The sequence below is a fragment of the Agrobacterium tumefaciens genome (assembly GCF_009649785.1).
Lineage (GTDB): Bacteria > Pseudomonadota > Alphaproteobacteria > Rhizobiales > Rhizobiaceae > Agrobacterium > Agrobacterium tumefaciens.
The window spans coordinates 20,948-46,114 of sequence record NZ_WJOK01000026.1 but is presented as its reverse complement, the minus strand read 5'-3'; the positions used below and the strand labels follow the sequence as shown (position 1 = coordinate 46,114).

Annotated in this window: 18 protein-coding genes and 1 riboswitch; of the genes, 5 read left to right on the top strand and 13 right to left on the bottom strand. The window is 57.8% G+C overall.

The window, feature by feature from the left end:
* Position 1: 1 nt before the first annotated feature.
* Together GH784_RS22560 and GH784_RS22555 are read right to left on the bottom strand one after the other, a co-directional pair.
* Positions 2–1,903 carry an ABC transporter substrate-binding protein gene (locus GH784_RS22560; RefSeq protein WP_019566081.1) on the bottom strand — a complete coding sequence of 634 codons (1,902 nt, stop codon included), beginning with the start codon at positions 1,901–1,903 and terminating at the stop codon, positions 2–4.
* Entirely contained in the window at positions 1,900–3,792 is a 1,893-nt protein-coding gene (locus GH784_RS22555) for an ABC transporter ATP-binding protein (RefSeq protein WP_025594512.1), read from the bottom strand. The genes GH784_RS22560 and GH784_RS22555 overlap by 4 nt, the downstream gene beginning before the upstream one ends.
* A 213-nt stretch (positions 3,793–4,005) precedes the next feature.
* On the opposite strand from GH784_RS22555, the gene GH784_RS22550 reads away from it, so the two are divergent.
* Positions 4,006–4,968 (top strand): glycosyltransferase family 32 protein, encoded by a 963-nt coding sequence (locus GH784_RS22550; protein ID WP_065703414.1) that lies wholly within the window; start codon positions 4,006–4,008, stop codon positions 4,966–4,968.
* On the opposite strand, the gene GH784_RS22545 is transcribed toward GH784_RS22550, so the two are convergent.
* Both GH784_RS22545 and GH784_RS22540 read right to left on the bottom strand, forming a co-directional pair.
* Positions 4,960–5,703, bottom strand: a complete 744-nt coding sequence (locus GH784_RS22545; RefSeq protein ID WP_065703416.1) for a polysaccharide deacetylase family protein — start codon at positions 5,701–5,703, stop codon at positions 4,960–4,962. The genes GH784_RS22550 and GH784_RS22545 overlap by 9 nt on opposite strands.
* A complete protein-coding gene (locus GH784_RS22540; protein WP_065703418.1) occupies positions 5,700–6,797 on the bottom strand; it encodes a glycosyltransferase family 4 protein in 1,098 nt (365 codons plus the stop codon). Before GH784_RS22540 ends, GH784_RS22545 begins: the two co-directional genes overlap by 4 nt.
* A 127-nt stretch (positions 6,798–6,924) precedes the next feature.
* On the opposite strand from GH784_RS22540, the gene GH784_RS22535 reads away from it, so the two are divergent.
* Positions 6,925–8,265 carry a nucleotide sugar dehydrogenase gene (locus GH784_RS22535; protein WP_065703420.1) on the top strand — a complete coding sequence of 447 codons (1,341 nt, stop codon included), beginning with the start codon at positions 6,925–6,927 and terminating at the stop codon, positions 8,263–8,265.
* 79 nt (positions 8,266–8,344) lie between these two features.
* The gene (locus GH784_RS22530; RefSeq protein WP_003516804.1) at positions 8,345–8,827 is read left to right on the top strand and encodes a class I SAM-dependent methyltransferase; all 483 of its coding nucleotides are present in this window, start codon (positions 8,345–8,347) and stop codon (positions 8,825–8,827) included.
* A 37-nt stretch (positions 8,828–8,864) separates the two neighbouring features.
* On the opposite strand, the gene GH784_RS22525 is transcribed toward GH784_RS22530, so the two are convergent.
* The 4 genes from GH784_RS22525 to GH784_RS22510 form a co-directional block, all read right to left on the bottom strand.
* Positions 8,865–10,559, bottom strand: a complete 1,695-nt coding sequence (locus tag GH784_RS22525) for an adenylate/guanylate cyclase domain-containing protein (RefSeq protein ID WP_003516805.1) — start codon at positions 10,557–10,559, stop codon at positions 8,865–8,867.
* A gap of 209 nt (positions 10,560–10,768) precedes the next feature.
* On the bottom strand, positions 10,769–11,629 hold the full coding sequence (locus GH784_RS22520; RefSeq protein ID WP_019566087.1) for an MBL fold metallo-hydrolase: 861 nt from the start codon (positions 11,627–11,629) through the stop codon (positions 10,769–10,771).
* 188 nt (positions 11,630–11,817) lie between these two features.
* Positions 11,818–12,273, bottom strand: a complete 456-nt coding sequence (locus tag GH784_RS22515) for a cyclic nucleotide-binding domain-containing protein (protein WP_003516807.1) — start codon at positions 12,271–12,273, stop codon at positions 11,818–11,820.
* Between the two features lie 43 nt (positions 12,274–12,316).
* Positions 12,317–15,034, bottom strand: a complete 2,718-nt coding sequence (locus GH784_RS22510) for an ABC transporter ATP-binding protein (protein ID WP_003516808.1) — start codon at positions 15,032–15,034, stop codon at positions 12,317–12,319.
* A gap of 346 nt (positions 15,035–15,380) precedes the next feature.
* Here GH784_RS22510 and GH784_RS22505 point away from each other — a divergent pair, with 346 nt between their 5' ends.
* Complete coding sequence (locus GH784_RS22505) at positions 15,381–17,198, top strand: serine aminopeptidase domain-containing protein (RefSeq protein WP_083211573.1); 1,818 nt, start codon at positions 15,381–15,383, stop codon at positions 17,196–17,198.
* On the opposite strand, the gene GH784_RS22500 is transcribed toward GH784_RS22505, so the two are convergent.
* From GH784_RS22500 to GH784_RS22480, 5 genes are read right to left on the bottom strand one after another with little or no spacing between them, the layout of a single operon-like run.
* Positions 17,169–19,625, bottom strand: coding sequence for a glycoside hydrolase family 2 protein (locus tag GH784_RS22500; protein ID WP_111828570.1), 2,457 nt, complete (start codon positions 19,623–19,625; stop codon positions 17,169–17,171). The genes GH784_RS22505 and GH784_RS22500 overlap by 30 nt on opposite strands.
* Entirely contained in the window at positions 19,622–20,605 is a 984-nt protein-coding gene (locus GH784_RS22495) for a DUF1839 family protein (protein WP_065703423.1), read from the bottom strand. Before GH784_RS22495 ends, GH784_RS22500 begins: the two co-directional genes overlap by 4 nt.
* A gap of 6 nt (positions 20,606–20,611) precedes the next feature.
* On the bottom strand, positions 20,612–21,520 hold the full coding sequence (locus GH784_RS22490) for an amino acid--[acyl-carrier-protein] ligase (protein ID WP_065703425.1): 909 nt from the start codon (positions 21,518–21,520) through the stop codon (positions 20,612–20,614).
* A 4-nt stretch (positions 21,521–21,524) separates the two neighbouring features.
* Complete coding sequence (locus GH784_RS22485; protein WP_065703427.1) at positions 21,525–22,706, bottom strand: acyl-CoA dehydrogenase family protein; 1,182 nt, start codon at positions 22,704–22,706, stop codon at positions 21,525–21,527.
* On the bottom strand, positions 22,706–22,957 hold the full coding sequence (locus GH784_RS22480; RefSeq protein WP_003492279.1) for an acyl carrier protein: 252 nt from the start codon (positions 22,955–22,957) through the stop codon (positions 22,706–22,708). Before GH784_RS22480 ends, GH784_RS22485 begins: the two co-directional genes overlap by 1 nt.
* 180 nt (positions 22,958–23,137) lie before the next feature.
* Positions 23,138–23,249: riboswitch (TPP riboswitch) on the top strand.
* Between the two features lie 94 nt (positions 23,250–23,343).
* Between GH784_RS22480 and thiC the strand changes: the two genes are divergently transcribed.
* A complete protein-coding gene (gene thiC, locus GH784_RS22475; protein ID WP_065703455.1) occupies positions 23,344–25,167 on the top strand; it encodes a phosphomethylpyrimidine synthase ThiC in 1,824 nt (607 codons plus the stop codon).

Genomic DNA, 25,167 nt, shown 5'->3' with positions numbered 1-25,167 from the left:
ATCAGGCGTCTCCGTCATACCAGAAGGCATCCGGCATGTAGATGCCGAGATACGATGTGGGTTCAAAGCCGAAAAGCGCCTTTTCCGGCACGTTTCGCATGCGTTTGACATGGACGACGGGTTGCAGCGCGCCGTTGACGATGCCGATGGAAAATACCTGCTGCGTGTAGATACCAAGCATTTCCAGCCAGATTGCCTCGCGCTCTTCCTCGGTGACGCTTCGGCGCCATTTTTTCAGGAGATCGAGCAGATGCGCTGCTTCCGGCAGGTCAGGCTCCTTGCCCTCGCGCCCGCCGGACAGATAGTGGATGCCCCAGACCGGCCATTGCAACTGGTCGTCGCCGGTGGGCGCAAGGCCCGAAGGCAACATGTCGGGGGTCGGCACGCCATTGTCCATGCCCATCCACACCGACATCAGCACCTCGCCGCCCATGGCACGCTTGCGGAAGACATCGCGCTGGGTCGGGCGGACCGAAACCGCAATGCCGATATGCCGCCAGTGGTCCGTGACCAGTTCCATCACGTCCGTTTCGAGCGTGCTTTCGCCTGTGGTCTCGACGATGATATAGGCTGGACGGCCGTCCGGCAGAAGCCGGTAGCCGGCGCTGTCGCGCTTATCGAGACCTGCTTCGTCAAGCAACCTGTTGGCCATCGCCCGGTCGAAGGCACTCCAGGCCTCGGCAAATTCCGGTCGGTAAAGCGGGCTTTCCGGCAAGACGGTGTCGGCGCTTTCCTTGGCCAGCCCGTAAAAGCAGACCATGTTGATTTCGTGCCGGTTTATAGCGAGCGACATTGCGCGGCGCACGCGCACGTCCTGGAAACAGCTCCGCCATACAGGATCGGCGCAGTTCAGATTGGGCAGAAGCGCAATGCGCGACCCTTGAGAGCGTTTGTAGAGGTTCACCTTCAGAGGAAAGCGCTTTTCGGCATCCTTCAGGAAGGTGTAGTCGGCGAAATCGAGGCCGAAATATTGCAGATCGCTGTCACCCGACGCCGTCTTGGCCGAGATGATGTCGGAGGAGGTGACGTTCAGCAGGAACCGGTCGAGATAGGGCAGTTGAAGGCCGTTTTCGTCGACACGGTGATAATAGGGATTGCGTTCGAAAACGAACTGTTCGGCCGGTGGCGAAGTCGTATTGCGCCAGGCGTCCAGCGTCGGCAGAGCGGGATTTTCTGGACGGACCTGCCGCGACATCTTGATATGCAGACCGCTCCAGTCATCCGCCTTGTTCTTCTTGATGAGCTTGGCGAGGTTTTCCGCGGTCTGATATTTGATGTGGAACTGCTTCATATAGGCGGCGGGCAGGAAAAGCCGCGCGGGCGATGCTGCTGCGAGCTTTGCCAGAAAATCGGGGTTCGGACCTTCCCAGGTATAGCGCACCGTCAGCCGGTCAATGACTTCGATCTGGGGAGGATTGTTGTTGACCAGCAGTTCGATTGGCGGGCCGCCCTTGTGAATTTCCTTGTTGAGAGCAACATCCTCCCAGAAATACCGGAAATCCTCGGAGGTTAAATCGCTGCCGTCGGACCATTTGTGGCCTTCTCGCAGCTTGAAGGTGAAGATGCGTTCGTCCTGAACGTCGTAGCTTTCCAGAATGTCGGGATGAAGCTCGAATTTTTCGTCGTAACCAACCAGGCGGGCATAGTTGCTGATGGGCATAAGCCGGATATCGCGCTGGCCGCCGATCAGCATGCGCACGGAACCGCCGTGTTTTCCGGGCTCCCGGCCGAGCGCCTTCATATCGATGACGCGCGGGTTTTTCGGCAAGCGCTCGGCAATATCAGGCAGCTCACCTTTTTCCCTCTTTTCCTTGAAGTAGGCGGGGTCGGTATAGGCAGCGCGCGCATAGGTCGGCAAAAAGACGGAGGCCATCAAGGCAAGGGTGGTGCGGCGCGTAATCACGAGCGAAGCTCCCTGATGTCGGCATTGCCATTTGCGAGAACGAAATGGCCATCGCCAAGATCGGCAGAGATCATTTCGCCGTCACCCTCGTCGCGGAATTGCTTGCCCCAGTCGAACTTGCCCGTCGCGCTGATCTTGCCGATGGTGCGGAAATCGAGCGGACGGTCGAGATCGGGAAAAGGCACGGCCGCCAGCAACGATTTTGTATAGGGGTGAACCGGAGAGCGCATCATGATTTCCCGCGGCGCCAGCTCGACGATGCGGCCCTCGCACATCACCGCCACGCGGTCCGCCATGTAATCCACCACCGCCAGATTGTGCGAGATGAAGAGGTAGGTAAGTCCGAGGTCCTTCTGCAAATCCTTGAGCAGGTTGAGGATTTGCGCCTGCACCGAGACATCTAGGGCAGAAACGGGTTCGTCGCAGATCAGCAGTTCGGGACCCAACGCCAGGGCTCTGGCAATGCCGATACGCTGCCTCTGGCCGCCTGAGAAACTGTGCGGATAACGGTTCAGCGCGCTTTCTCCAAGGCCGATTGCCTTGACGAGATTACGGACTTTTTCCGCGCGGTATTTCGCATCGCCCCGTCCATGGATTTCAAGTGGCTCGCTCAAAATATTGCGCACGGTCATGCGCGGTGAAAGCGATGAGATCGGGTCCTGGAAGACCATCTGTATCTTCGACCGCAATTCCTTTAGATCGCCGTCCCTAGCATTGAGGACGTCGATATCGCCCTGCGGCCGGTGAAATGTCACGGAGCCTTCATCCGGGCGAACGGCGCGCATGAGGATTTTGCTGACGGTTGTCTTGCCGCTGCCGCTTTCGCCGACGAGGCCAAGGCATTCTCCCCGGCGGATTTCAAAACTGACGCTGTTCACCGCCTTGGTGGCATTGGCATCGCGGCGGCTGAACCAGCTGGACTTCCGGGTCGTGAAGGTCTTGCTGATATTCTCCACGGTCAAGAGCGGGCCGGGGGTCTTGTTCACTGCGGCGGTCTTCTTGCCGACAAGGCTTTCGTGGTCGACGGTGATCTCACGAAGCGCCTTCAGCCTCTCACCCGGCTTCATGTCGAAATGCGGCACGGCGGCCATCAGGCCCTTGAGATAGGGGTGGCTCGGTGCCTTGAAAATATCGTCGACCGTTCCGGCTTCCATGATCTCGCCCTGATAGATCACGGCAACCTCGTCGGCGATGTTTGCCACCACGCCGAGATCGTGGGTGATGAGCAGCATGCTCATGTTCAGCCGGCTCTGGAGATCGCGCAGGAGTTTGAGGATTTGCGCCTGTATGGTTACATCAAGAGCCGTCGTCGGTTCGTCGGCGATCAGAAGCGCGGGGCGACAGATCAGTGCCATGGCGATCATGGCGCGCTGGCGCATGCCGCCCGACAATTCGAAGGGATACATGTTCACGACCTTCTTCGGGTTGGAAAACCCTACAAGGTCGAGCGTCTCATACATTTTTTCCGCGCGCTCGGCCGGCGACAGGATGCTGTGGATTCTCAGCGCTTCGTCAATCTGGTTGCCGATCGTATGCAACGGCGAAAAAGACGTCATGGGTTCCTGAAAAATCAGCCCGATGCGATTTCCGCGTATAGCGCGGATTTCCCGGCCGTCCTTCGGCAGTTGCAGCAGATCGACGGGGCCGGCTGCGGCATTTGCGGGATCGGTAAACAGCACGCGGCCGTTCACGCGCGCCGTCTTGGGGTGGATGCCCATGATGGTCTGGCCGATGACGGATTTTCCGGAGCCGGATTCTCCGACAAGCGCGGTCACTTTTCCCGGAAGAATGCGAAGGCTGGCACCCCTCACGGCGTCAATCGTGCCACCCATAAGAGAAAACGAGACCCGCAGATTTTCAATACGGAGCAAATCTGCGCCTGCGCTCATGCTAAAGGGTTCCTTGCCGTCTCTCTTTATCGTTGTCTTGTGACAATTTGCTCAGGAGGGCTTAAAGGCACGTTATCGTAGGGTTTGTTGTCTGTCTATGCCTCTGAAACATCGAATTGTTTAGCAAATTCAAAGCCGGCTTCCAAATTGCAATGGCTTGCCTGATGGCTTGTGTTTGGCGATATGTTAACGAACGTTCCCGGGTGAGGATCCATGTCCGACAAGAAATATTACGATGCCCAGCTGGATAGAGCCCGGCAGTTGCAAAACCAAGGACAATATGCGGAAGCGCATGCGCTTCTCTTATCGCTGGTTGCAGTAAAAGACGGGCACCTGATGGGTGAACGGACAGTGCTCGGTCTGCCGCGCCGGCTGCATGCGGCACGGCTGCGTCTTGCCAAGGCTGAAGGCGATGTGGTCGCGAGGATCGGCTATCAATATACGCTGGTTCCGCCGCCGCAGGTGCTTGCAAAATATGCGCATTTTTCCCTGGAGGAACACCGCGCTATCAATCTGAAAAGCAGGGAGGACGTGCCCAGGCGCATCCACCAGATTTGGATCGGAGACAAGGCCCCGCCCGTATCGGTCAAGGCCTGGGCCGCCCATGCCGCCTCGCATGGTTACGAATATCACCTCTGGCGGGAGGCCGATCTTGAGCGGGAAGGCGTGTTTTCGAATGACGTCTTCAGGACGATGCTGGAAGATGGCGATTATCCCGGCGCTGTCGATGTGGCCCGCTATGTCGTGCTGGAGCGTTTTGGTGGCATCTATCTTGATTGCGACTGGTATCCGGCGCGGGATGATGCGAGTTTCGATGCTTTCCTGCCACTGGTAGGGCTGACGGCGTTTGATGAAGAAACACCGCGCGATACCGGGCAGGGCAGCATGCTTCTTGCCAACTCTTTCATTGCGACACCTGCTGGCCATCCGGTCTTCCGCAGGATGCTGGAGGCGTTTCCGAGGATTCTTGAGGAAATGCCGCGTGCGCCAGCCTGGTGGTCGACGGGTCCGCTGATCTTTACCGTTATCGCTCGGGCTGGGAGCATCAGCCTTGCGCCAGCGGGGTTTGTTGCCGCTTCTCTTGCCGATCGCGCCGCGTTGCAGGAGGTCGAAGCTGTCAGGCGCGAACTTGCCACCAAGACGGGTGGTTTGCTGATTGCCTGGAAGTCATGGTGATATCTGGTTGATGAGTTCCGCCGAGGAACGCCAGCGCGCGGCAGGATGTTTGCCGGTAATTTCGAACAGCCGTTTCAGAAAACGCCAGACGTTGTCATCATGCACGAGATGATGGGTGAGGATGCCGGTCGTGCCGCCGTGCTCCGCAGTCTGCAGGATGCGGGCGGCGGTCTCGGCGAAAAGGATGTCGTCTTCGCGCCCACCGCGGCTGCCGTGCCAGTCAATCACGTCGACATGGGTGTTCAGGCAAGGTGGCACGGCGTCTTTCTCCGGGCCGAAAACCGAAAGCGCTCGATATCCGAGGTCTGCCAGTCCCTGCACCACATTGGCATCTATGCGGTTCCACGGCGGAACGAGCATAGGCACGAAACGCCTGCCATGCAGATCGTGCAGTTTTTCCAGCCCGGATTGCAATTCGTCGAGAACGATGGACAGGTCACGGTGTGATCCGAGTTCCTGTTTCTTTTCTTTCTCGGTGGCATAGTTCGTATGGGACCAGCCATGCACGGCGACATGGGCAATGTCAGTCGTATCCAGGTGCTGCGCGAGCTTGTCCGTCGTCATCTCGGGGATAACCGCAAGCGTGACCGGCGCGGAAAAGCTGCTGCAAAGATCGAGCAGCGTGTCGAGCGCCGGTGTCGGTTCCACCGCATCGTCGTCCCTGAGCCAGAGATCGGCCGTTATGCCGCGTCGTCCACATTCATCCAGTGCCGCTACGAGTGTTTCCAGACTCATGATGTTCGTGCCTTTGCTCGCAACAGGATATCGTTCAGTTCTCTTGCGGCGTTTTCCAGAGATCGTTCATTTTTTACGAACTGGCGGGCTGCACTTGCCAATTCCTCACGCCGCTTGTCGTCGCCGAGCAGAGTTTCGATTGCTCCAGCATAGGCGGCTGTATCATTTTCCGGTGTCAGTAATCCGGTGGTTCCGGATTTTACCACTTCGGGGACGCCGGCCACCGCTTCGGCGATAACCGGCAGGCCCGCAGCCTGTGCCTCGAGATAGGCGAGACCGTAGGCTTCGCCATGCCCCGGCCAGACGTAAACCGATGCTTTTGAAAGAAGTTCTGCGATTTCGTTTGCGTTTTTTTCTCCGTGCCAGACAAGACGGCGATCGGGGAAAGAGCTGAACATGGCTTGCACGGCAGCGCGTTCCGGCCCGTCGCCGATGATATCCAATGTCCAGTTCAAATCCTGCGGCAACAGCGCAAGCGCTTCGCGAAGCGCGCGATAGCTGTCGAACTTGTCGCCCGCCCGCATCATGGCGACGGTGATGAGTTTTCCCGGTGTGGGGCGCGGAGCAATTTCAAGAAAATTACTGGCATCGATAAAGGGCGCCAACATCGCCGAGCGGAGTGCGGGAGAGGCGCGGACAAGCCCGTCGCGATCACGCACGGTGAAGCAGATATTGATGGCGGCAGCGTTCAATGCGGCCAGTAACTCGTTCTGAACCGCCTGCCAGCCCATGCCATTGCGCTTGGGGGAATAGGAGGCCTCGGCGGTGACGTAGGCAATACCGAAACGTCTGCTTATTTCCGGCCCGAGCAAGTCCGGGGCCTTGTAATAGGGGTGATAACAAAACCACAGATCCGGCGCGCCTTCCCGCTGCCAGCGCTCCGTGATGGTCTCGATTTCGTGCGTCGCAGCATCGGCAAGCAAGGACCGCGCCGGATCGTCAGCCTGTTTGAGAAAGCTGCGCAGCTCGGAAGCGACGGAAACATCGTGGCCGCCCATCGCCATCGCCTGCATCAGCAGGCGGGCCATCAGCCGGTCTCCGGAGGGAACGGGATGGTTGGGCGATTTGAGCGGTGAATAAAAAGCGATCCTCATCCGGATGGTTGTGCGTCGCCCATGGCTCCGGCGTCAACCGGAATTTGAGAGGGCCGAGCCTTGACAGCCTGACCATTCTTGCCCAACTGAAAGGCATCTTTTGCACATGCGCGGAGCGTGACACGCTTTGACTTCCCCAGTCGTTTCCCAGAACCTGCTTTCCAGCATCGAAAACAAAAGCGCCAAAGCGGCGGTGATCGGCCTTGGCTATGTCGGCCTGCCTCTAGCCATCACGATCGCCAAGGCCGGTTTCAAGGTCGTCGGTTTCGATATCGATCCCAGCAAAATGGTCGCGATCGATGCCGGCCGCAGCTATATCGAGGCGGTTTCGGACGAGGTGCTGGCAAGCGTCAGGCGCGATGATGGCTTCATCGCAACGTCTGATTTTTCCAGACTGGCTGAATGCGATGTGATTGCCATTTGCGTGCCGACGCCCCTGACGAAATATCGCGAGCCGGACCTCTCCTATGTCGAAAAGACCTGCCGGGACATTGCCGCGCATCTGCGCAAGGGGCAGCTTGTGGTGCTGGAATCGACCACCTATCCCGGCACGACCGACGGAGTTGTGAAGACCATTCTGGAAGCTACCGGACTTGTCTCCGGCGTCGACTTCTTCATCGGTTTTTCGCCCGAGCGGGAAGATCCCGGCAATCGCGACTTCGAGACCTCGACCATTCCAAAGGTCGTTGCAGGCGATGGCGAGGCTGCCGGAAAACTGATGGCTGCATTCTACGGCTCAGTGGTCAAGAAGATCGTTCCGGTCTCGACAAACGCCACGGCCGAGGCGGTGAAAATCACCGAAAACGTCTTCCGTGCTGTCAATATCGCGCTCGTCAATGAACTCAAGGTCGTCTACGAGGCCATGGGCATCGACATCTGGGAAGTGATCGACGCGGCGAAAACCAAGCCGTTCGGTTTCATGCCGTTTTATCCCGGCCCGGGTCTTGGTGGCCACTGCATACCGATCGATCCATTCTATCTCACTTGGAAATCGCGGGAATATGAGTTGCCGACGAGGTTCATCGAGCTCGCCGGCGAGATCAACACCGGCATGCCGCGTCATGTCATCGGACGGGTTGCGGAAGCCCTCGACATCCGTTCCGGCAAGGCGCTCAGCCGCTCCAAGGTGCTGGTGGTCGGTCTCGCCTACAAGAAGAATGTGCCCGATATTCGTGAAAGTCCTTCGCTGAAACTCATAGAACTTATTCAGGAGCGCGGCGGCGAAGCGGCCTATTATGATCCGCACGTGGCAGAAATCCCGAAAACCCGGGAATATAGCCACCTGATGGGCATGAAATCCGTGGCTTGGGACAAGCAGACCGTCAGCGCCTTTGACGCTGTTCTGGTCGCGACCGATCACGACAATGTGGACTATGCCGCTCTTTGCGAATGGTCGCCGCTGATCATCGATACGCGAAACGTCTTCGCACGTCGGGATATCGCCGCAAAACACATCATCAAGGCCTGATCGGCTTCTCCCGGACATTTCCAGCAAAGTCGCCATACGCTTTTACTGAAAATGCCCGGCATTCATGAACGGACGGACTATGAGCAGATTGGACAGTTTTATTCGCCGGCTGACCGCGCAGCGCGATATCCTCAACCACGTCAAGGCCGATCTTGATCTGCCTGACGAAGGTGCGATCATGGAAATAGGCCTTGGAAACGGGCGCACGTTCAATCATTTGCGGGAACTGTTTCCGCAACGCCGTATCGTTGCCTTCGACAGGGCCATGGGTGCACATGCCTCTTCCGTTCCGGCGCAGGAAGATCTCGTCATCGGTGAAATATCGGAAACCGCTCCGGCCTTCATCGGTGTGGAGGCGGCCATGGTGCATGCCGATATCGGCACGGGCTACCCCGAAAAGGATGCCATTACCCTGACATGGCTGCCGGACCTTGCCGCGGGCATGCTGGCAAAAGGCGGCGTTGCGGTCAGCGGTCTGCCTCTGGATCATCCCATGCTGAAGCCTCTGCCGGTGCCGGAAAGCGTGCCGACCGACCGTTATTTTCTCTATCGCAAGATTTGAGGCCGGATGGCCCGTCAGCGAGCGCGCCGGTATTGCCCTATAGGTAACGCTCGCTCTCTTCTTTCGAGAGCAGGAAAACTTTCATTTGCGAGTTTCTCCCGCGAATGGCGATTTTTTCGCTTCGCAGATCGGCAATCTCTTGTCCCGCCTGAATGATGGCGGGTTCGGAAACGACAATGGCGGCGCCGAATTCCTTGGCCTTGGATTCCAGCCTGCTCGCCACATTCACGGTGTCGCCGATGGCGGTCAGGGTTTTCGCTGCGCCATAGCCCATGACGCCGACTATCGTCGGGCCGGCGTGGATGCCTACTACCACTTCCAGCCGGACGGCAAATTGTTTTTCCAGTCCCTCATTCAGGATTGAAAGCTCCCGCAATATGATAGCGGCGGCCTTCATGGCGTTGCGGCAGGCATTTTCTGCATCGTCGCCAAGTCCGAAAAGAGCCATGGCGCCATCACCGATGAATTTGTCGAGATGTCCTCCGGCCTGTTCTACGGCCTGCCCGACGATGGTGAAGTAGCGGTTCAGAAGAAACACGACGTCATATGGCAGTTTCGCCTCGGAAAGCGCGGTGAAATTGCGGATATCACAAAAGAGGATGGCGATCTCCTCTTCCTTGCCCGGCCGTGCCGGTTGCGCATCCGCTGGCAGGTCGCTCTGTTGGGGCGGCGATACCAGAAGCGCTATTCCAATATCCTGGGTGGGCCGCAACTGGCAGCCGAGCCGCACATCTGAATCGGCATGGATGCGCCTCAAAGTGGTTTGTTCGATATCTCCGGGAGGCGGAAGCGGGCCTTTGCTTTCGACAATCCTGACCCGGCAGGTCGAACAGCGTCCTTTGCCGCCGCATACGGAATAATGCGGTACGCCAGCCAGTCTGCTGGCCTCCAGAATGCTGAGCCCGGCAGGGACGCGCGCTTGCGCGCCATGCTCATAACGGATCTCGATAGCCGTCGATCTCTGTCGCCAGCTGCGCACGCCGCGCAAGACGAACACCAGCATGACCGCGCCGACAAAAATCGCTTCCGTTGCGTCGGTAACGAAACGGATACGCGTCTCCATCTCCCGTTGTAACGGTATGTCGTCTCTTTGAACGGTGGTATCTGCAAGCCCGGGAGGAAGTGAGTATTTTCTGTCCACCTCCTCCAGCCAGCGGCCGGCATCGCTGAAGCCCAGAAGCGCCAACAAAGGTAGCATCACCGCCACAGTCATGAATATCCCGGCAATTTTGGGATACCAGTCCCGGTACCGCAACCAGAAAAACAGGCCGATACACCCGTGGGTCCAGATCACGATCAATGCGAGGCTTTGCCACGCGCCGGCCATGGGGTTGTTGATCCAGAGCCGGCGAACGACCGAGTAATATCCCACGTCGATGTTGTAGATCATGTGCGACACGCGAATATTGACGGCGTGGCTGATGATCAAAAACGGGATCGACAGGCCAAGTATGGCTTGCAGCGCTTCGCGAAGCGGCATGCGCAATGTCCGGCGCTGATAAAGCGAGCGCAGGACAAGACAGACGTGCACCACAACCGACCCATAAAACAGCAGGCTGCTGACGGGATTGAGCCAGATCAGGCTGAACCATTTTCGCGCCCGCTCGGCGGTATCGATAGAGATGAGAGCGAGCGAATGGTTGAAAAGATGGGAAAATACAAAGGCAAAAATGATGAGGCCGGACAAGATCCGGGCGCGTCTCAAATTGGTCTCCGAAAAGAAACGGATCATGCAAATCCCATCATGCGGTCATTTGGCGCAGAATCATCATTAAGTGTGCTCTGGTGTCTTTAATGCAGGGTATCTCGTGGCAATATCGTGGAGCAATGGGCCGGCGATGGTCAATTGTGCGTGTTCGAACGTCGGTTCGCCGCATGATACAAATCAGGCTTCAAAAAAGCGTCAAACGCAGGCCAGCAACACGAGATTGGTGACCGCGATCAGAGGTCGATGATCTGGCCGTCCATTGTCGCGAATGCACCGCTGAACTGGGCTTTTGCCTGTTTTTCGATATCGTCCAGCTCATCGTCGCTGCGGCTTGGGGCGTGGTGGATGAAGCCGACATTTTTTGCGCCTGCCAGTTTGGCAAGGCGGATCGCCTCCTGCCAGGACGAATGGCCATAACCGCGATAAAGGCCCATCTCCTCATCGGTAAACATGGCGTCGTAGAGGAAGAGATCGACGTCCTTGATCAGATCAAGCACGTTCTTGTCGATATTGCCCGGTTCATGTTCCGTATCGGTGATGATGGCGAATGACTTTCCCGCCCAGTCCAGGCGATACCCGATGGCGTTGCCCGGATGATTGAGCATTCCAGTTCGGATCGAGAGGCCCGGATGAACATCCAGGACGTCGCCCGGCATAAAGTCACGGGTTGCCATTTTTGCGCAGCAGACTTCCAGCGGTACGGGGAACCATGGCGGGCTCATGAAGTCCTTGAGCATTTCCCGCGTTGTCATGGTGCCGGCTAGATGACCCGACCAGATGGCGACATCGTTGGAGCTATTGTAGAACGGCTTGAAATAGGGAAAGCCGACGATGTGGTCGTAATGGCAGTGAGAAAAGAACAGGTTGACGTCGGTAATACCTTCCGCCCGCAACGCCAGACCAGCAGGGTGTAACCCCGAACCCGCGTCGAACAAAAGAACATGATCTCCGCATCGTACCTCGATGCAGATGGTATTCCCGCCATATTTTCGGAAGTTTTCACCTGAAACAGGAAGCGTTCCCCGCGCACCCCAGATCTTTACCCGAAAATCTTTATTACCTTCCCGACTTACTATGTCGGAATCGAACGCCATGACACACCCCGATTACAACGGAATCTTGCACGCTTCCTCCCATGAAGCCCGTTGTCTCTACAGATTATTATATCCGCTCTCTTTTGGCGGACGCCCTTACCCTTATTCAGTCAGCATTTCATTTATATTGCAATGGTGCGACATTTATTTTTCCAACATCGCCATCCACGGTAGCAAGAAATTGCGGCTCATGTTCTCGCGTTTGCACGCGCTTTGCTAAGCTCCGTCGTCGTCTGGGTGAGACGTTCGGCAAGAACGCGCATGACCTTGATGGTAATGTCAGGGAAATCGGACATGAGCTTGAAGAACTGTTCCTTGCCGATACGCAGGGCTTCCACGTTGGTGGAGGCGCGCACGGTTGCGGTTCTGACGCTGTCGCAGAGAATGGCGATTTCACCGACGATCGCATTGCCGGTCATTTCGGCCACTTTTAACGTGCCCGACGGAGAATCGACCAGAACATCCACTTTGCCGGTCAAAAGGACGTAAGCCGCATCGCCGACATCTCCCTGCCGGAATAGCATGTCGCCGGTGTGATAGGACACGCGGTCGGATGCGAATGCGAGAAGTTTGAGCTTCGACGGTTCCATTTCCGAAAAAAACGGGACGCGTTTCAGCATTTGAATTTCGTCTTTGAAAAGCATTGCCTTACCCTGTTCTTGTTCCACCTCGGTCACTTTCTTGGATTTATGTTGCGACCATATCCTTGAATGTACCGTTTTCCTGCGCAAGAGTCTCGTAACTTCCATCAGCGCTGATAAGGCCCTGATGGACGACGATGACCCGGTCGAACATGCGCGAGAGCGTCGCATTCGACAGAACCCACACGATCGCCGGGTTATTATTGTTCTGTTTCAGGAATGTGATGACCCGTTCGACAATTTCCTCCTGTTGCCGCGGATCGAGGCCGGGAAGGGGGCGATTGAAGACGTAATAGTCGGACTTGCGGATGAGCGCCCTTGCGAGATTGAGCTTCTGCCGCTGGAGTGGCCCGAGCCGCTTGCCGCCGGCGCCGAGGTTGAAATCCAGACCCACCGCAAGCACACGCTCATAGACGCCCTGCTTGCGCATGACCTCGGCCACGATGTGGGTGATGCGCCGTGATGCGTCGGTATAACGATGGCTGACCTTGCCGAAGAGAATATTGTCCAGAAGGCTGGTGGCACTCATGTATTTCGTCGGATCGTAGATTTCGATCACGTTCTTCAGGCTGTCCGGCAGGTTTTCATGGAACATGTGCCGGACTTCAACGATCCGGTTCATGATTTCCGGTGACAGCAGGCCGAAACGCTGCCGGGGCTCAATGTAGAAAAAGCTCAGCCGCAGCATCGCGCGTCTTTCGCTTTCATTGGCCTCGTCGAAACTCCGGCTCTGAAGACGCTGCAGCATTTGCTGATAGACCGGAACATCGTCGGGCGTCATGAATGTGAGCTGCTGGAAGAAGGGGTGGTCACCCGGCAGGTCGGCGAAGATCTCCACGATGTTTTCGGCAATCGTATACCCCATTTCGAACAGGGTTTTGACGAGGCCTGTTTCGCGCATCAGCGAACGGAAATATTCGCTTTCGATGACGGTCCTGATCGACTGTGATGAGTCGCGCATGGTGCCGAACAACAGGTTCTCGCCCACGGTGGCCTCGCTGTTGTAGCTCTCCAGCTCAAATGGAGCGATGAGGCCGCTCAGGTTCTCCTTTTCCAGTTCGGCGCGCAGGACATGTCGCAGTTCCACAATGCGGGCCGCAAGATGCAGGTCGGTCAAAGGGTCGATCGTCGAGCGCAACGCGAATTCCAGAATATCCTGTGAAAGTTCCACGCTGTCGAGCACAGCCAGAACGGCCTGGATGAGGTTTTCCGGCTTGCCGTCACCGGCCGGGCTTGAAGCGTAGTCGATCCATTCGCTGTTGATGTCGATCGTCGGATTGCCCGCAAGCTTGGCTTCGCGGATCTCCCATTTGCGGTGTTCCAGCGCTGCACCTTCGTATTGCTTTTCGACAAGCGGTGCATGCTTGAGACCGTAAAGCAGATTGTCCTTCAGGCTGGCGTGGAAAAAATAGCTGTCCGAGGACACATAGGAGATGCGCCGGCCCGTCAGCGATTCAGGCAATTCCAATATGTCGACGTCGTTGATGCTCACCTTGCCGGAAGTCGGCCAGAGCGTGCGGCCGATAGCGTCCGCGAGCGCCTCTGCTCCCGATCCGCCGACGATGGCGATCACCTCGCCTGCCTCGATCTTCAACGATGCCTGTTCCAGAAGCCGGCTGCCGCTATCGTCTTCCAGCGTCAGATTGCTGACGACGATCGGTGCGGCAATTGCCGCGACTGCTCCCGGTGACAGTTTTTGCACCTTGTCATCGATCATGTTCGACGCATCGAACTGCTCGAAGACCTGCTCGTATTTTACCTGAACATCCTGACGCGCCTGATCCCAGTCGATCAGCTCCTTCAGCGGTCCTGGCAGTTCCTTATAAGCGTTGATGACGGCAACCAGCTGCCCGACATCGAGGCTGCCCTTGAGCGTGAGATAGCCGCCGAGTGCATAAAAGAAGAAAGGGGTGAGCTGCGCGAGGAAGTTATTGATGAATTTGACCAGAAACTTCCACTGGTAGAGATCGTAGCGGATCCTGAAGATGTCGCCGAGCCGGTGCGAGGCATCGGCACGCTCGAAATTGGAGGTGTCATAGGCGTGGATGGTGCCGATGCCGTCGACCATTTCGCCGATGCGCCCGGCAAGCTGGCGTGCGCTTAGCTGCCGCTGGCGCCCGAGTTCGATGAGGCGACGGCGCATTTTGGGGATGATGCCGACCTGGATGGCGGCCATGAAAGCCGCAATCAGACCCAGCCAGAAATTCTGCACGAGAATGAAGAAGAGTGCCGAGAGCGCCTGACCGCCCAGAAGCGCCGGCTGCACAAAGGCGTCGCCGGTAAATCCGCCCAGCGGCTCGACCTCGTCCTTCACCATGCTGGAGATTTCAGCACCCTTGACCCGCTTGAAATGCGTGGGCGGGAACCGCAGGATCCGATCGATAAGTTCGAAACGGATACGCCTGAGAAGCCGCTCGCCGAGGCGGCCCTTGAAGGTGTTGATATAATATTTGAAAAGCCCGTTGATGACGACAAGCGCAAGGAAGGTGAGGCTGAGCGCCATCAGCATCGACATGCGGTTGAGTTCGAGCCCGGGGAAGAGCGTCACGGTGCCCCAATAGGGAATATCGACCGTGAGATGCATGAAAAGCTGGGTCGCGTTTGCCCCTTCGAAGCCGTCTCCCTGAATAGGCCCGTTGACGATCTGTTTGGGCAGATCGAAGGCGAGGAAATAGGGGATCATGGACAGGGCGACGATCAGCAGAATGAAAAGCTGCTGCCGCTTCGTATGCGACCAGATATAACGCGTAAGGCTTTGTTCCATATAAAACTTCTATGACCTGTCGGGCAGGGCCCGGCGTGTTGGTTTGCGCGGTGTCAAGACGGTCAGGCTGCCGGGTGGCGGGATCCCCTCCTGCAAATAGGTATGTGACTCGCTATTTATCAGTATATTCAAGCGGTTTCGAGCAAAATAGCGCCCGTGCCGAGGCTGGCCCACGATCCCCGATATTTGTTTTTGTAACGTGCATTCCACATTCGATATTGAGACGACTACATTTTTAGACTTCCCTAATGTTATTGGTTTTACTGTAGAACAGGACGTTAGGACGCTCCGGTATAGTTATCCCGCAAATGGTTGAGCCGACAAAGGCGTAGTGATTGCAAGGTCGATGGCGATAGATATTTCAGAGCGTGCAAGCGGTGAACCGTCCCCTGACATGTTGTCGCTTTCGGGCATTGCATCCGATGGGTCGATCGCACATCCGGTTTCTTTTCAAGGATGCACGGGTGTTTTTCACCCGGCGCGCAAAGAGGTCAAACAGGATCATGCGGTTCTTTTCGTCAGCCCCTGGGGCATGGAGGAACTGTGCACTCGCAAGTTTCAGCGGGTTGTGGCTGAACGGCTGGCGGCGGCCGGCGTCGCCAGCCTGCGGTTCGACTATCATGGCGCTGGGGATGCGCTCGATCCGGAGAATGTCGGCCGTGCGGCGGATTGGCTTTCGGACACGCGAGCGGCGCTCGATTATCTAAAACGTCTTTCCGGCTGTTCCAGGGTGGTCGTCATCGCTCAGGGTCTCGGCTGTCTGATCGCCATACAGGCGCTCGCCGATGCGGCGGCCGTCGGTTCCATGGCGCTTCTGGCGCCCGTCGTCTCCGGTCGGAGCTATCTTCGCGAACTGGCGATGTGGTCGTCCATGATTGACGATGGCCTTGGTCTTCGTCCCGGGCAGCGCATGGCGGAGGCGGGGGCAATTGCAGGCATGGCCATGCCGGTGGGTGTTGCTGATGCTGTCAAGAAGGTCAATCTTGCAAAGCTGGATACTGCTCCTGCGCGCAGCATTCTGGTGCTGTCGAGACCGGGCCGGGCGAGCGACAGCGATTTTGCCAAACAACTCGCCGCGATTGGTGCCGAGATGGGGGAGGCGGAATTTGAAGGATATGACGATCTCGTATCCAGTCCTACACTCTCGAAAATACCCGGCGATGTGGTGAAGCGGCTTCGGGATTGGGTCCTGTCCCAAACTCATGCCGCGGATGCGGCGGGTCTGCAGGAGAATTTCATCGTCAACGCTCCGCAGCGCGGTCGCGGTTTTCTGGAACAGCCGGTGCAATTTGGCGAAGCCGGCCGGCTTTTCGGTGTTTTTTGCGAGCCTGACGATCGGCCGGCGGTCTCCTCGGTCCTTCTGCTGGGCGCAGCCTACGACCGGCATGCGGGTTGGGGCAGGCTTTCCGTGCAAACGGCCCGTTTGCTCGCACGGGAGGGTATCGCTTCGCTGCGGTTCGACGCGGCCAATATTGCCGACAGCCCCCCGGTCAAAAACGCGCCCGATCAAGTTCTTTACGATGCGGCGCAGAATGACGACGTGGCCGCAGCGCTCGATTTTCTCAGTCGGCGTGGCAAAGGACCCGTCGTTGCTGCTGGGCGCTGCAGTGGCGCCTACCTCGCCTTCAATGGCGCGCTTGCCGATGACCGGATCAGCGGGGTGGTTGCGGTTAATCCGGTTGTGTTCCACTGGCGAAAAGGCCGCTCTGTCGATGAAGCGCTGCACAAACCGCCACGGTCCTTTGGGGAATACAGCCAGCGTTTTCGCCAAGGCGCTACGTTCAAGCGTCTCGTCAGCGGCGATGTCGATGTGGTGAGCGCCGGTCGCAATATCGCCAAGGCGACGCTCAAGAAGCTTTCGATAAAAACGGCAAGGCTTTCCCGCCGGGGGAGCGAGGAAGGGCGTGCCGTCTACGGTGCTTTCGACAAGCTCAAGACAAGGGATGTGTCCATCAGCCTGCTTTACAGCGACAATGACGACGGGCTTGAGCATTTCCGGTATTATTTCAACGCCGATGGCAGGGGCCTGTCGGCCTATCGGAATGTGTCGCTGACGATTATTCCTGACGCCGACCATAATCTTTCAACGCCGGAGGCCAGAAAAGCCTACATCGATGCGGTGAAGCTAATGGCTCTAAAAGGAAAAACGCCGGCTGGAGCCTAGCGAGACGACATCGCCGGAAGGGGGCGTTTCGGATGTTGCTGTCTCCGGCATAAGGTCGATTTTTCTGGTTTCACCGGGTGCGAGATGGAACCAGCTTTCCGAGGCGCGGTAATCTTGCGCCGTGATATGGACGGATTGCGCCAGCCGGTCCGTGCCGATCTCGAGCGACCAGATGCCGTTCGCCTCGCTCACCCCCACCTGAAGGTTGGCGGCGTGCAGTGCTTTTTTCCGACCGAGAGGAAAATGGAACGCGTCTGCGATGACAGATCCGGTCGCGACATCGCGGAGCCGGGCTACCGTCACATCATGGGAGGGCGGGCCGAAGCGATAGGCATAGGTCGTATCGAAAAAGGCGCCGAACAAATCGGTTGCGGCGATGGTCTGGCTCTGTCGCGGCGAGAGCGTGAGCGGCCGTTTGGCATGGACGACAGGTTGCGTGCCATCGCGCAGGCAGGTCAGTTCCAGCATGGCGTCAAGGTTGTCGCCGGTTTCGTTGATGACATGAATGTCCAGCCCGTTGGTGCCTTCATCGGAAAGGCTGACCTGGATGGGACGAAACGCTCTTTTCAGCGCATGCCAGACGGATTTGGGTCTGGCGGTGGCATCGATGATACCCCAGCCAGCGCCGGGAACGAGATCCTGCAAGGTCCAGACCAGGGCGCCCCGGCAAGGGGACGCGTCGCGACGCCATTCGGCGAAGGTTGCTTCCATGACCTCGGCAGTGACGGCACGAGACATGTCGAGATAGAGGCCGCCATCCTCCCGACGCAGCACGTCCGGCTCAACGTCGTAAAGCAGTTTCAGATAATGGTCGCGAATATCCTCGAAATCCCAGGAAGCGCCGCGATCGCGTGGCGTGCGCGCCTTCCAGCGCGGATCATGCACCGCCAGAGCGGGAAGATGTCTGTCCAGCGTTTCCTGTTCGGGAATATTGGCGAAGGCCAGGCACTCTGCAGCAAAGCGGAGATTGGCCCGGCGGGCATCTTCCAGCGGACGGCAATAGGCGCCCACACCGTAATAATGACCAACTCCGGCATTGGGAAAGAAGGGCAAGGCGCCGCCTGAAGGGGAATTCGCCACATAGGCCGCGTCCGGCCGTTTTTCGGTCAGGACTTCGGGCAAAATTGTCTCGGTGAGGGTTCCCTTCCATATCTGCTCCGGCAGACCGAGCATCGCGCCCTGCTGGTACATTTCGCTACCACCGCAAAAAACGATCAGCGAAGGGGAAAGGGCGGTCGCCTCGAGGAACTGCGAGATTTCCGTAACGATGTGCTGGCTGAGCGCCTCATCCTTTGCTGGATAATCAAAATTGGCAAGCATGGCGTCCTGCCAAACCATGATGCCGAGTTCATCGCACAGCGTGAAGAACTCCGGCGTTTCATAGGCCATCGTGCCGCCGATGCGGATCATGTTCATACCGGCTTCGGCAGCTTTTCGAAGCCAAGGCTCATAGTCCGGTCTTGTTCCCGGCAGCCGCACGATGTCGGCGGTCGTCCAGACTGCGCCCCGGCAGAAAACGGGGTGCCCGTTTATCCGGATGCCGAAACCGTTGCCGTCTTTGCCGTAATCCACCTCAACGCGCCTGAAGCCGGTGCGCCCGAGCCTGTGTTGCTTACCATCCAGTTCCAGAACGACTTCATGGAGCGCCGGTCTGCCGTGGGTATGCGGCCACCAGGTCTCGACATCGGGTATCCGGAGTTCGCCCAAGAATTCGCCGTTTTCACCTCTGGAAAGATCGGTGCTGTAACCGGCGCAGGTGAGCCGTGCAGATGGAATGTCGTGGTTCGCCTCCAGGGCGATGTTGACCGTTCCCGTCCCGGTTTCGTCGAGTGAGGACCGGACTGAGCAACGCACGCCTGCCTGTCTTATAAGGCTGATCGGTCGCCATGGTCCGGCGGCATGGATTTCCGGGCACCAGCCTGGCATATATCCGAGCGCCGTGGTGCGGATCAGCCGCAGACCTTGGGTGTTCATCATCTGCGGACGCCAGCGGGCGCGCGGACCGGTTTTTTCGAGCCTCGGCGAAAGTGCCCGGAAGCAGATCGATAGTTCGTCCGCGCCTGTCAGTTCAACCGGCACTTCCAGCCTTTCGAACATGCTCTGGCTGGCGGCGATCAGTTCGCCGTTGAGGAAGATTTCTGCAATCGTCGACAGGCCATCGAAGCGCAGGATCGCCCGCTCCCGCACATCGGAAATCATCGTCAGACGGTACCAGGCATCCCTGTCGTTCAATGGTGTCGGATTGAAACGGTCGAATTTCCCGGCCAGTTCCAGAGCTTGCGCCACTGTTCCGGGAACGGATACGTGAAGGCTTTCAAGAGTTGCGGGAATTTCCGAGGGCGTTTCGCAGGCATTGGCGGACGTCAGTGTCAGCGTCCAGCCTTCGCTTAGTAATTTTTCGCTTTCGCGCGGAAGATAAGTCCTCACGCGGCCTCGCTGGTGTTCGACAATTTTGCCGCAAGGGCTTCCATCACACCATCCCATGCTTCCGCAGCCGGATCGAGCACCGAGGCGAGCGCGTCGAATTTACGGCGCGTGACGGCGCGAGCTAGCTGGAACTGCACGGTCTTGGCGACCTCGGATATGCGCAGCGCGTGGTCTCTCGCTTCAGCAAATTCGCTCTTGTCCAGCCATTCGAGGTGGCTCGCAGCCAGTTCGAAATTGGCGCCGAGCTGGCGCAGCGTATTGAAGGCATATTTGTGGAAAAAGCCGAACGGCCGGTCTGCCACCTTCTCGACCTGAGCCGGAAACACGGCTGCAAAAGACCTGACCGGATTGTCGGATGGTCGCCGTGAAAAATGAAACTTCAGCAGCCGTTCGGCCGTTTTGCGGATATGCGCCGGCGAAGGGTTGCTGTCTGCGAATTTCGCAAATTCCGTATAAGGCAGAAAGGGCGGCTCGCTCTCTGACAGGTGATGCTGGAACAGGCCGTCGAAATCTTCGCCCGACAGGTGGAAAAAGCCGGCATTGTGGAAATAATCGAGTTCCCGGTTTGCGAGGTCCATCCGGTTGATGGCGATGGTGGTCTTGCCATGTTCCTTCCGGTAGCCCACCCCGTGGGTATCGGGCATATAGAAGCTGTCCATCTCGATCAGGCAGATGCGGCCGCGCTCCAGCTGCGCTTCGATATGGTTTTCAACCCGGTCGAAGATCGCAAGTTCGGTGGCGCGAACGCCATAAAGTGCTTCCAGATCTTCCAGCGGCACCTTGAAGAAGGTGAACTGGTCGCCTTCGAAATCCTGCGTCAGTGTGAAGCCGAACATGGCCTCAGGCGGCAACCCTTTCGAGGCCAGCACCTCGATCCACAAATCGATGTAGCAATTGGTCTCCGGCCACATTCTTTCCGAAGAATGAAGCGGGTGCTGCACATAGTTTTTGGGATCGAGACCGGGGAAAATCTGCCGCATGAATGGTTAGCCCCAGAGTGTTTTCAAGGCCTTTTCGGGCCAAGTTTTTACATCCAGTCCGTGATGCGCAAAAAGTGCCAGCGCAATGCGCTCAAGGCCGAAACCGACGCAGGCGGTGTGAGCCACATCACCATTGTCGAGGTTCAATCCCCATTTCTGGCCAAAGGCGTCCTGATGGTAATTGAAGCTCATGCAGGCCGTCGGGTTGGTGGCGGATGTGACGGGGATCAACAGTTCGAATTTCAGGTTCTGGTCGCGCTGGTTGTTGGCGAGCATTTTGCCGGCGCGGCCGAAGAAGGGATCGTTGGCCACGTCGATGGTCACATCAAGGCCCACGGCTTCCATCATCGCCACGCCGCGATCCATCCATGTCTGGCGGAATTCGGTCACATCGCTCTCCGTGCCCATGCGCACATATTCCCGCATGCGGAAAAGCTGCTGACGTGCCGGGTCCTTCGAGGGTTCATGGCGGAAACAATAGGACTGGATGTCGTAGAGACCGCCGCCGAAAGGCAATGCGCCGCGCTTGGCGATGGTCGGATAAAGAGGGTAGCAAGCGGCCGGCGTCAGCACGATATCGGTTGCTTTCTGGTCCTTTGTCCAGTCGCCGCCCTCATCCATGGATTTGAGAAGGCTGACATGGTCAAGTTCGCAACCGCAGAAGGAATGCACCGTGCCCGCAAGCTGCGGGAAGCTTTTCATGTAACCGCTCTTTTCGAAATAGGCGCGGTTGATGCCGGGCGGGAAGCGGATCGCCTCTGCACTGTCCGGGCCGCCGGTGCGGTCGATCAGGCGTTCGAATGCGGCAATGACGTCCTCGAACTGGCCGCTGCGTCCGTAAAGACCATCGACACCCGTTTCAATCAGCAGGCCTTCTTCGAACAGTCGATCGAGAAACGATGTTTGCATATCCATGGTCTTATCCCAAGAGGCTGGTGTCCTGCTTGTGAACCAGCAGGAGATTGGCGGAATTGCCGAGAATACGGTCGTTGGAAATCATCAGGCGCGCGGAATGCGCGTCGCGAAGGTGTCGGCCAAGGCTGTAGGGCGTACCGTTCTTGTAACCCATGATGCCGCAGACCAGCATCGCTTGGTCGATGATCTCTAGAATGGTTTCCGAAGAACAGATCTTCACATTGTTCATGGCAACCGCGAACGCCATGGACATCAGCTTGTCCGGGTCGCTCTTGGTGTCTTCGTAAGCCTTTACGCCCGCAATGACGTTGGATTTGACCACCTGCAATTTCGTGGAAATTTCGGCAATGTGGATAGCGCCTGGCGGTGTGACACCGGGCGACTTGCGTGCAGCCGTCCTGACGAAGGATTGCGCGCGCAGCACCGCATCCGACGCGATGCCATACCAAACGGCGCTCCACAGAAGATGCGAGCTTGCAAGCATGGATTGCGCGGCGATTTCCGCAAAGGGTTTTGGGAATATCTGCACCGCCGGCGCCTCGCCGCGGAACAGGAAACCGTCCGAACAGGTGCCGCGCATGCCGAGTGTGTCCCAGACATGGGTCTTCTCGAGCCTGTACTGATCTTTCAGGAAGACGGTCATCACCTGATCGGCCGGGGCGGCATCCTTGTGGGCGCGCGAGGTGATGAGGATGGCATCCGCATTGCTGCCGTAGGAAATGACGGTGGCGTCCTTCTCCAGCCGGCAGATGTCTCCTTCGACCTCAATCGCGCAGATGGAATTGCGCAGATTGCCGCCGATTCCGCCTTCGGTCGTGGCCGATGCGAGCAGAAGCTGTTCGCTTGCGATGCGGCTCATGAAGCCCGCATGCCATGGGCTTGTCTCGCCGTGTTCCACAAGGCTCGATGCCTTGATGTGGTGCATGGCGAAAATCATCGCGGTTGCCGAACAGGCCTGGCCAAGCCGGGCGCAGATATCGGCGATTTGCTGTATGGATGCGCCTTCGCCACCAAGAGAGGACGGGACCTGAATGGCGAGAAGGCGCTCTTGTCTCAGCGCCTTGACGGCTTCCTCCGGGAAGCGACCGGTGACGTCCACCTCGTCCGCGTGTTTGGCGGCAATTGCTGCGACGCGGCTTGCGCGCGCGGACAGCGTTTCATCCTGCGGCGCAACGGTCACATTCATCAGGCTGCCTCTTTACCATCCAGAATGAGCTTAACGGTGTCTTCAATGGCCTTGATGCTGGCAAAGGACTTGCGGTTCAAGAGGTTGTCGGGGAATTCGATATCGAAAGCTTCCTCGATACCCAGCATCAATTGCACCGAGGCAAAGGAAGAAAGACCTGCTGCATAAAGATCTGCTTCGTTTTCAATCGTATCGACGGGGGTAGGAAGCTGGCCGAATTTTGCCAGTATTTCACGAATAGTCGCATTCATTCCGACTTATCTCCCATGAATTTAACATCAGGATGGTTTGTGCTTATCGTTAATTTGAAAACGATAATATTCGCCTAAACCGTTAGGTTAATTACCGCTAACGGCGCTTTTGTTGTTCGTCCACCTTTGCCAGCCATCAGCAGCACCCTTGACAAATGTCGGGCGGTGTTTTCTCTTGTGTCCATTCACCAGGGGTGTCCCGTCAAGGGGCTGAGATTCTGCTTTTATGCGCAGTGACCCGTTGAACCTGATCCAGTTCATACTGGCGTAGGGACGGTGCAAAGACCGAAGGTCGGATTGCGTGTAACTTGCGCTGCCGACGCGTCGGTATTTTCCATCATTCCGGCTCGAACTGGGTCTCCACTGTCAAACTTTGGAGCCTCATGATGAATATCGTTGCCAAGAATATCCCGCTTGTCGTCACAACCGGGCCGCATCCCGCCTCCACGAAAATCCACAAAACCGGAATTTTGCATCCGCAAATTCGCGTGCCGATGCGCGAAATCGCCGTCCACCCGACGGCGGGAGAACCGCCGGTCACGGTCTATGATTCCTCAGGCCCCTATACCGATCCATTGCATAACGTTCTGATCGAAAAGGGTCTGCCGCGCCTGCGTCGCGACTGGGTTGTAGCGCGCGGCGATGTCGCGGCTTACGACGGTCGGCACGTCAAACCGGAGGATAACGGCTTTGCCACTGGCGAGCGCCTGACGCCGGAATTCGCCGTGCGCCACCAGCCGCTGAGGGCCACGGAAGGAAAAGCCGTAACGCAGCTTGCCTATGCGCGGGCAGGCATCATCACGCCGGAAATGGAGTTCATCGCCATCCGCGAAAATCTGGGGCGCGAAGCGGCGAAGGAGAAGCTGGCTCGTGATGGCGAGAGTTTCGGTGCGCAGATACCCGATTATGTGACGCCAGAGTTCGTCCGTCAGGAAGTCGCATCGGGTCGCGCCATCATCCCGGCCAACATCAATCACCCCGAGCTTGAGCCGATGATCATCGGCCGTAATTTTCTGGTCAAGATCAACGCCAATATCGGAAATTCCGCCGTCACCTCCTCCATGGCCGAAGAGGTGGAGAAGATGGTCTGGGCGATCCGCTGGGGTGCCGATACCGTCATGGACCTTTCGACCGGGCGCAACATCCACAATATCCGCGAATGGATCATCCGCAATTCGCCGGTACCGATCGGCACAGTGCCGCTTTATCAGGCGCTGGAGAAGGTCAACGGCATTGCAGAGGACCTGAACTGGGAAGTGTTCCGCGACACGTTGATCGAACAGGCGGAGCAAGGCGTGGATTATTTCACCATCCATGCCGGTGTTCGGCTGCATTACATTCCGCTTACCGTCAACCGTGTCACCGGTATCGTCTCACGCGGCGGGTCGATTATGGCCAAGTGGTGTCTGCATCATCACAAGGAAAGCTTCCTCTACGAGCATTTCGACGAGATCTGCGACATCTGCCGTGCCTATGATGTTTCCTTCTCGCTGGGTGACGGGTTGCGGCCCGGTTCGATTGCCGACGCCAACGACGCCGCGCAATTTGCCGAGCTGGAGACGCTCGGTGAGTTGACACAGATCGCATGGGCGAAGGATTGCCAGGTCATGATCGAGGGCCCCGGCCATGTGCCGATGCACAAGATCAAGGAGAACATGGACAAGCAGTTGAAGACCTGCGGTGAGGCGCCCTTCTATACGCTTGGGCCGCTAACGACCGATATCGCCCCCGGTTACGACCACATCACTTCCGGCATCGGGGCAGCGATGATCGGCTGGTTTGGCACGGCGATGCTCTGCTATGTCACGCCGAAGGAACATCTCGGTCTGCCTGATCGTAACGACGTGAAGGTCGGTGTCATCACCTACAAGATCGCGGCTCACGCGGCCGATCTCGCCAAGGGCCATCCGGCAGCACAGGTGCGGGACGATGCGCTGTCGCGTGCAAGGTTCGAGTTCCGTTGGGAAGACCAGTTCAACCTGTCGCTGGATCCGGACACGGCGCGCTCCTTCCATGACGAGACCCTGCCGAAGGAGGCGCACAAGGTCGCGCATTTTTGCTCCATGTGCGGGCCGAAATTCTGCTCAATGCGGATTTCCCACGACATCCGCGCCGAGGCGCAGAAGGAAGGGCTGGAGGCCATGGCCGCGCGCTTCAAGGAAGGTGGCGAGCTTTACATGCCGCTCGCGACCCCGGCAGACGGCCAGTAG

Excerpts from the sequence above, each read along its gene's own strand:
- GH784_RS22480 (WP_003492279.1), bottom strand. The coding sequence starts at position 22,957 with ATGAATGCGACTATTCGTGAAATACTGGCAAAATTCGGCCAGCTTCCT.
- GH784_RS22555 (WP_025594512.1), bottom strand. The coding sequence starts at position 3,792 with ATGAGCGCAGGCGCAGATTTGCTCCGTATTGAAAATCTGCGGGTCTCG.
- GH784_RS22520 (WP_019566087.1), bottom strand. The coding sequence starts at position 11,629 with ATGGCGTTCGATTCCGACATAGTAAGTCGGGAAGGTAATAAAGATTTT.
- GH784_RS22530 (WP_003516804.1), top strand. The coding sequence starts at position 8,345 with ATGAGCAGATTGGACAGTTTTATTCGCCGGCTGACCGCGCAGCGCGAT.
- GH784_RS22515 (WP_003516807.1), bottom strand. The coding sequence starts at position 12,273 with ATGCTTTTCAAAGACGAAATTCAAATGCTGAAACGCGTCCCGTTTTTT.
- GH784_RS22525 (WP_003516805.1), bottom strand. The coding sequence starts at position 10,559 with ATGATCCGTTTCTTTTCGGAGACCAATTTGAGACGCGCCCGGATCTTG.
- GH784_RS22550 (WP_065703414.1), top strand. The coding sequence starts at position 4,006 with ATGTCCGACAAGAAATATTACGATGCCCAGCTGGATAGAGCCCGGCAG.
- GH784_RS22540 (WP_065703418.1), bottom strand. The coding sequence starts at position 6,797 with ATGAGGATCGCTTTTTATTCACCGCTCAAATCGCCCAACCATCCCGTT.
- GH784_RS22545 (WP_065703416.1), bottom strand. The coding sequence starts at position 5,703 with ATGAGTCTGGAAACACTCGTAGCGGCACTGGATGAATGTGGACGACGC.
- GH784_RS22510 (WP_003516808.1), bottom strand. The coding sequence starts at position 15,034 with ATGGAACAAAGCCTTACGCGTTATATCTGGTCGCATACGAAGCGGCAG.
- GH784_RS22505 (WP_083211573.1), top strand. The coding sequence starts at position 15,381 with ATGGCGATAGATATTTCAGAGCGTGCAAGCGGTGAACCGTCCCCTGAC.
- thiC (WP_065703455.1), top strand. The coding sequence starts at position 23,344 with ATGAATATCGTTGCCAAGAATATCCCGCTTGTCGTCACAACCGGGCCG.
- GH784_RS22485 (WP_065703427.1), bottom strand. The coding sequence starts at position 22,706 with ATGAATGTGACCGTTGCGCCGCAGGATGAAACGCTGTCCGCGCGCGCA.
- GH784_RS22495 (WP_065703423.1), bottom strand. The coding sequence starts at position 20,605 with ATGCGGCAGATTTTCCCCGGTCTCGATCCCAAAAACTATGTGCAGCAC.
- GH784_RS22490 (WP_065703425.1), bottom strand. The coding sequence starts at position 21,520 with ATGGATATGCAAACATCGTTTCTCGATCGACTGTTCGAAGAAGGCCTG.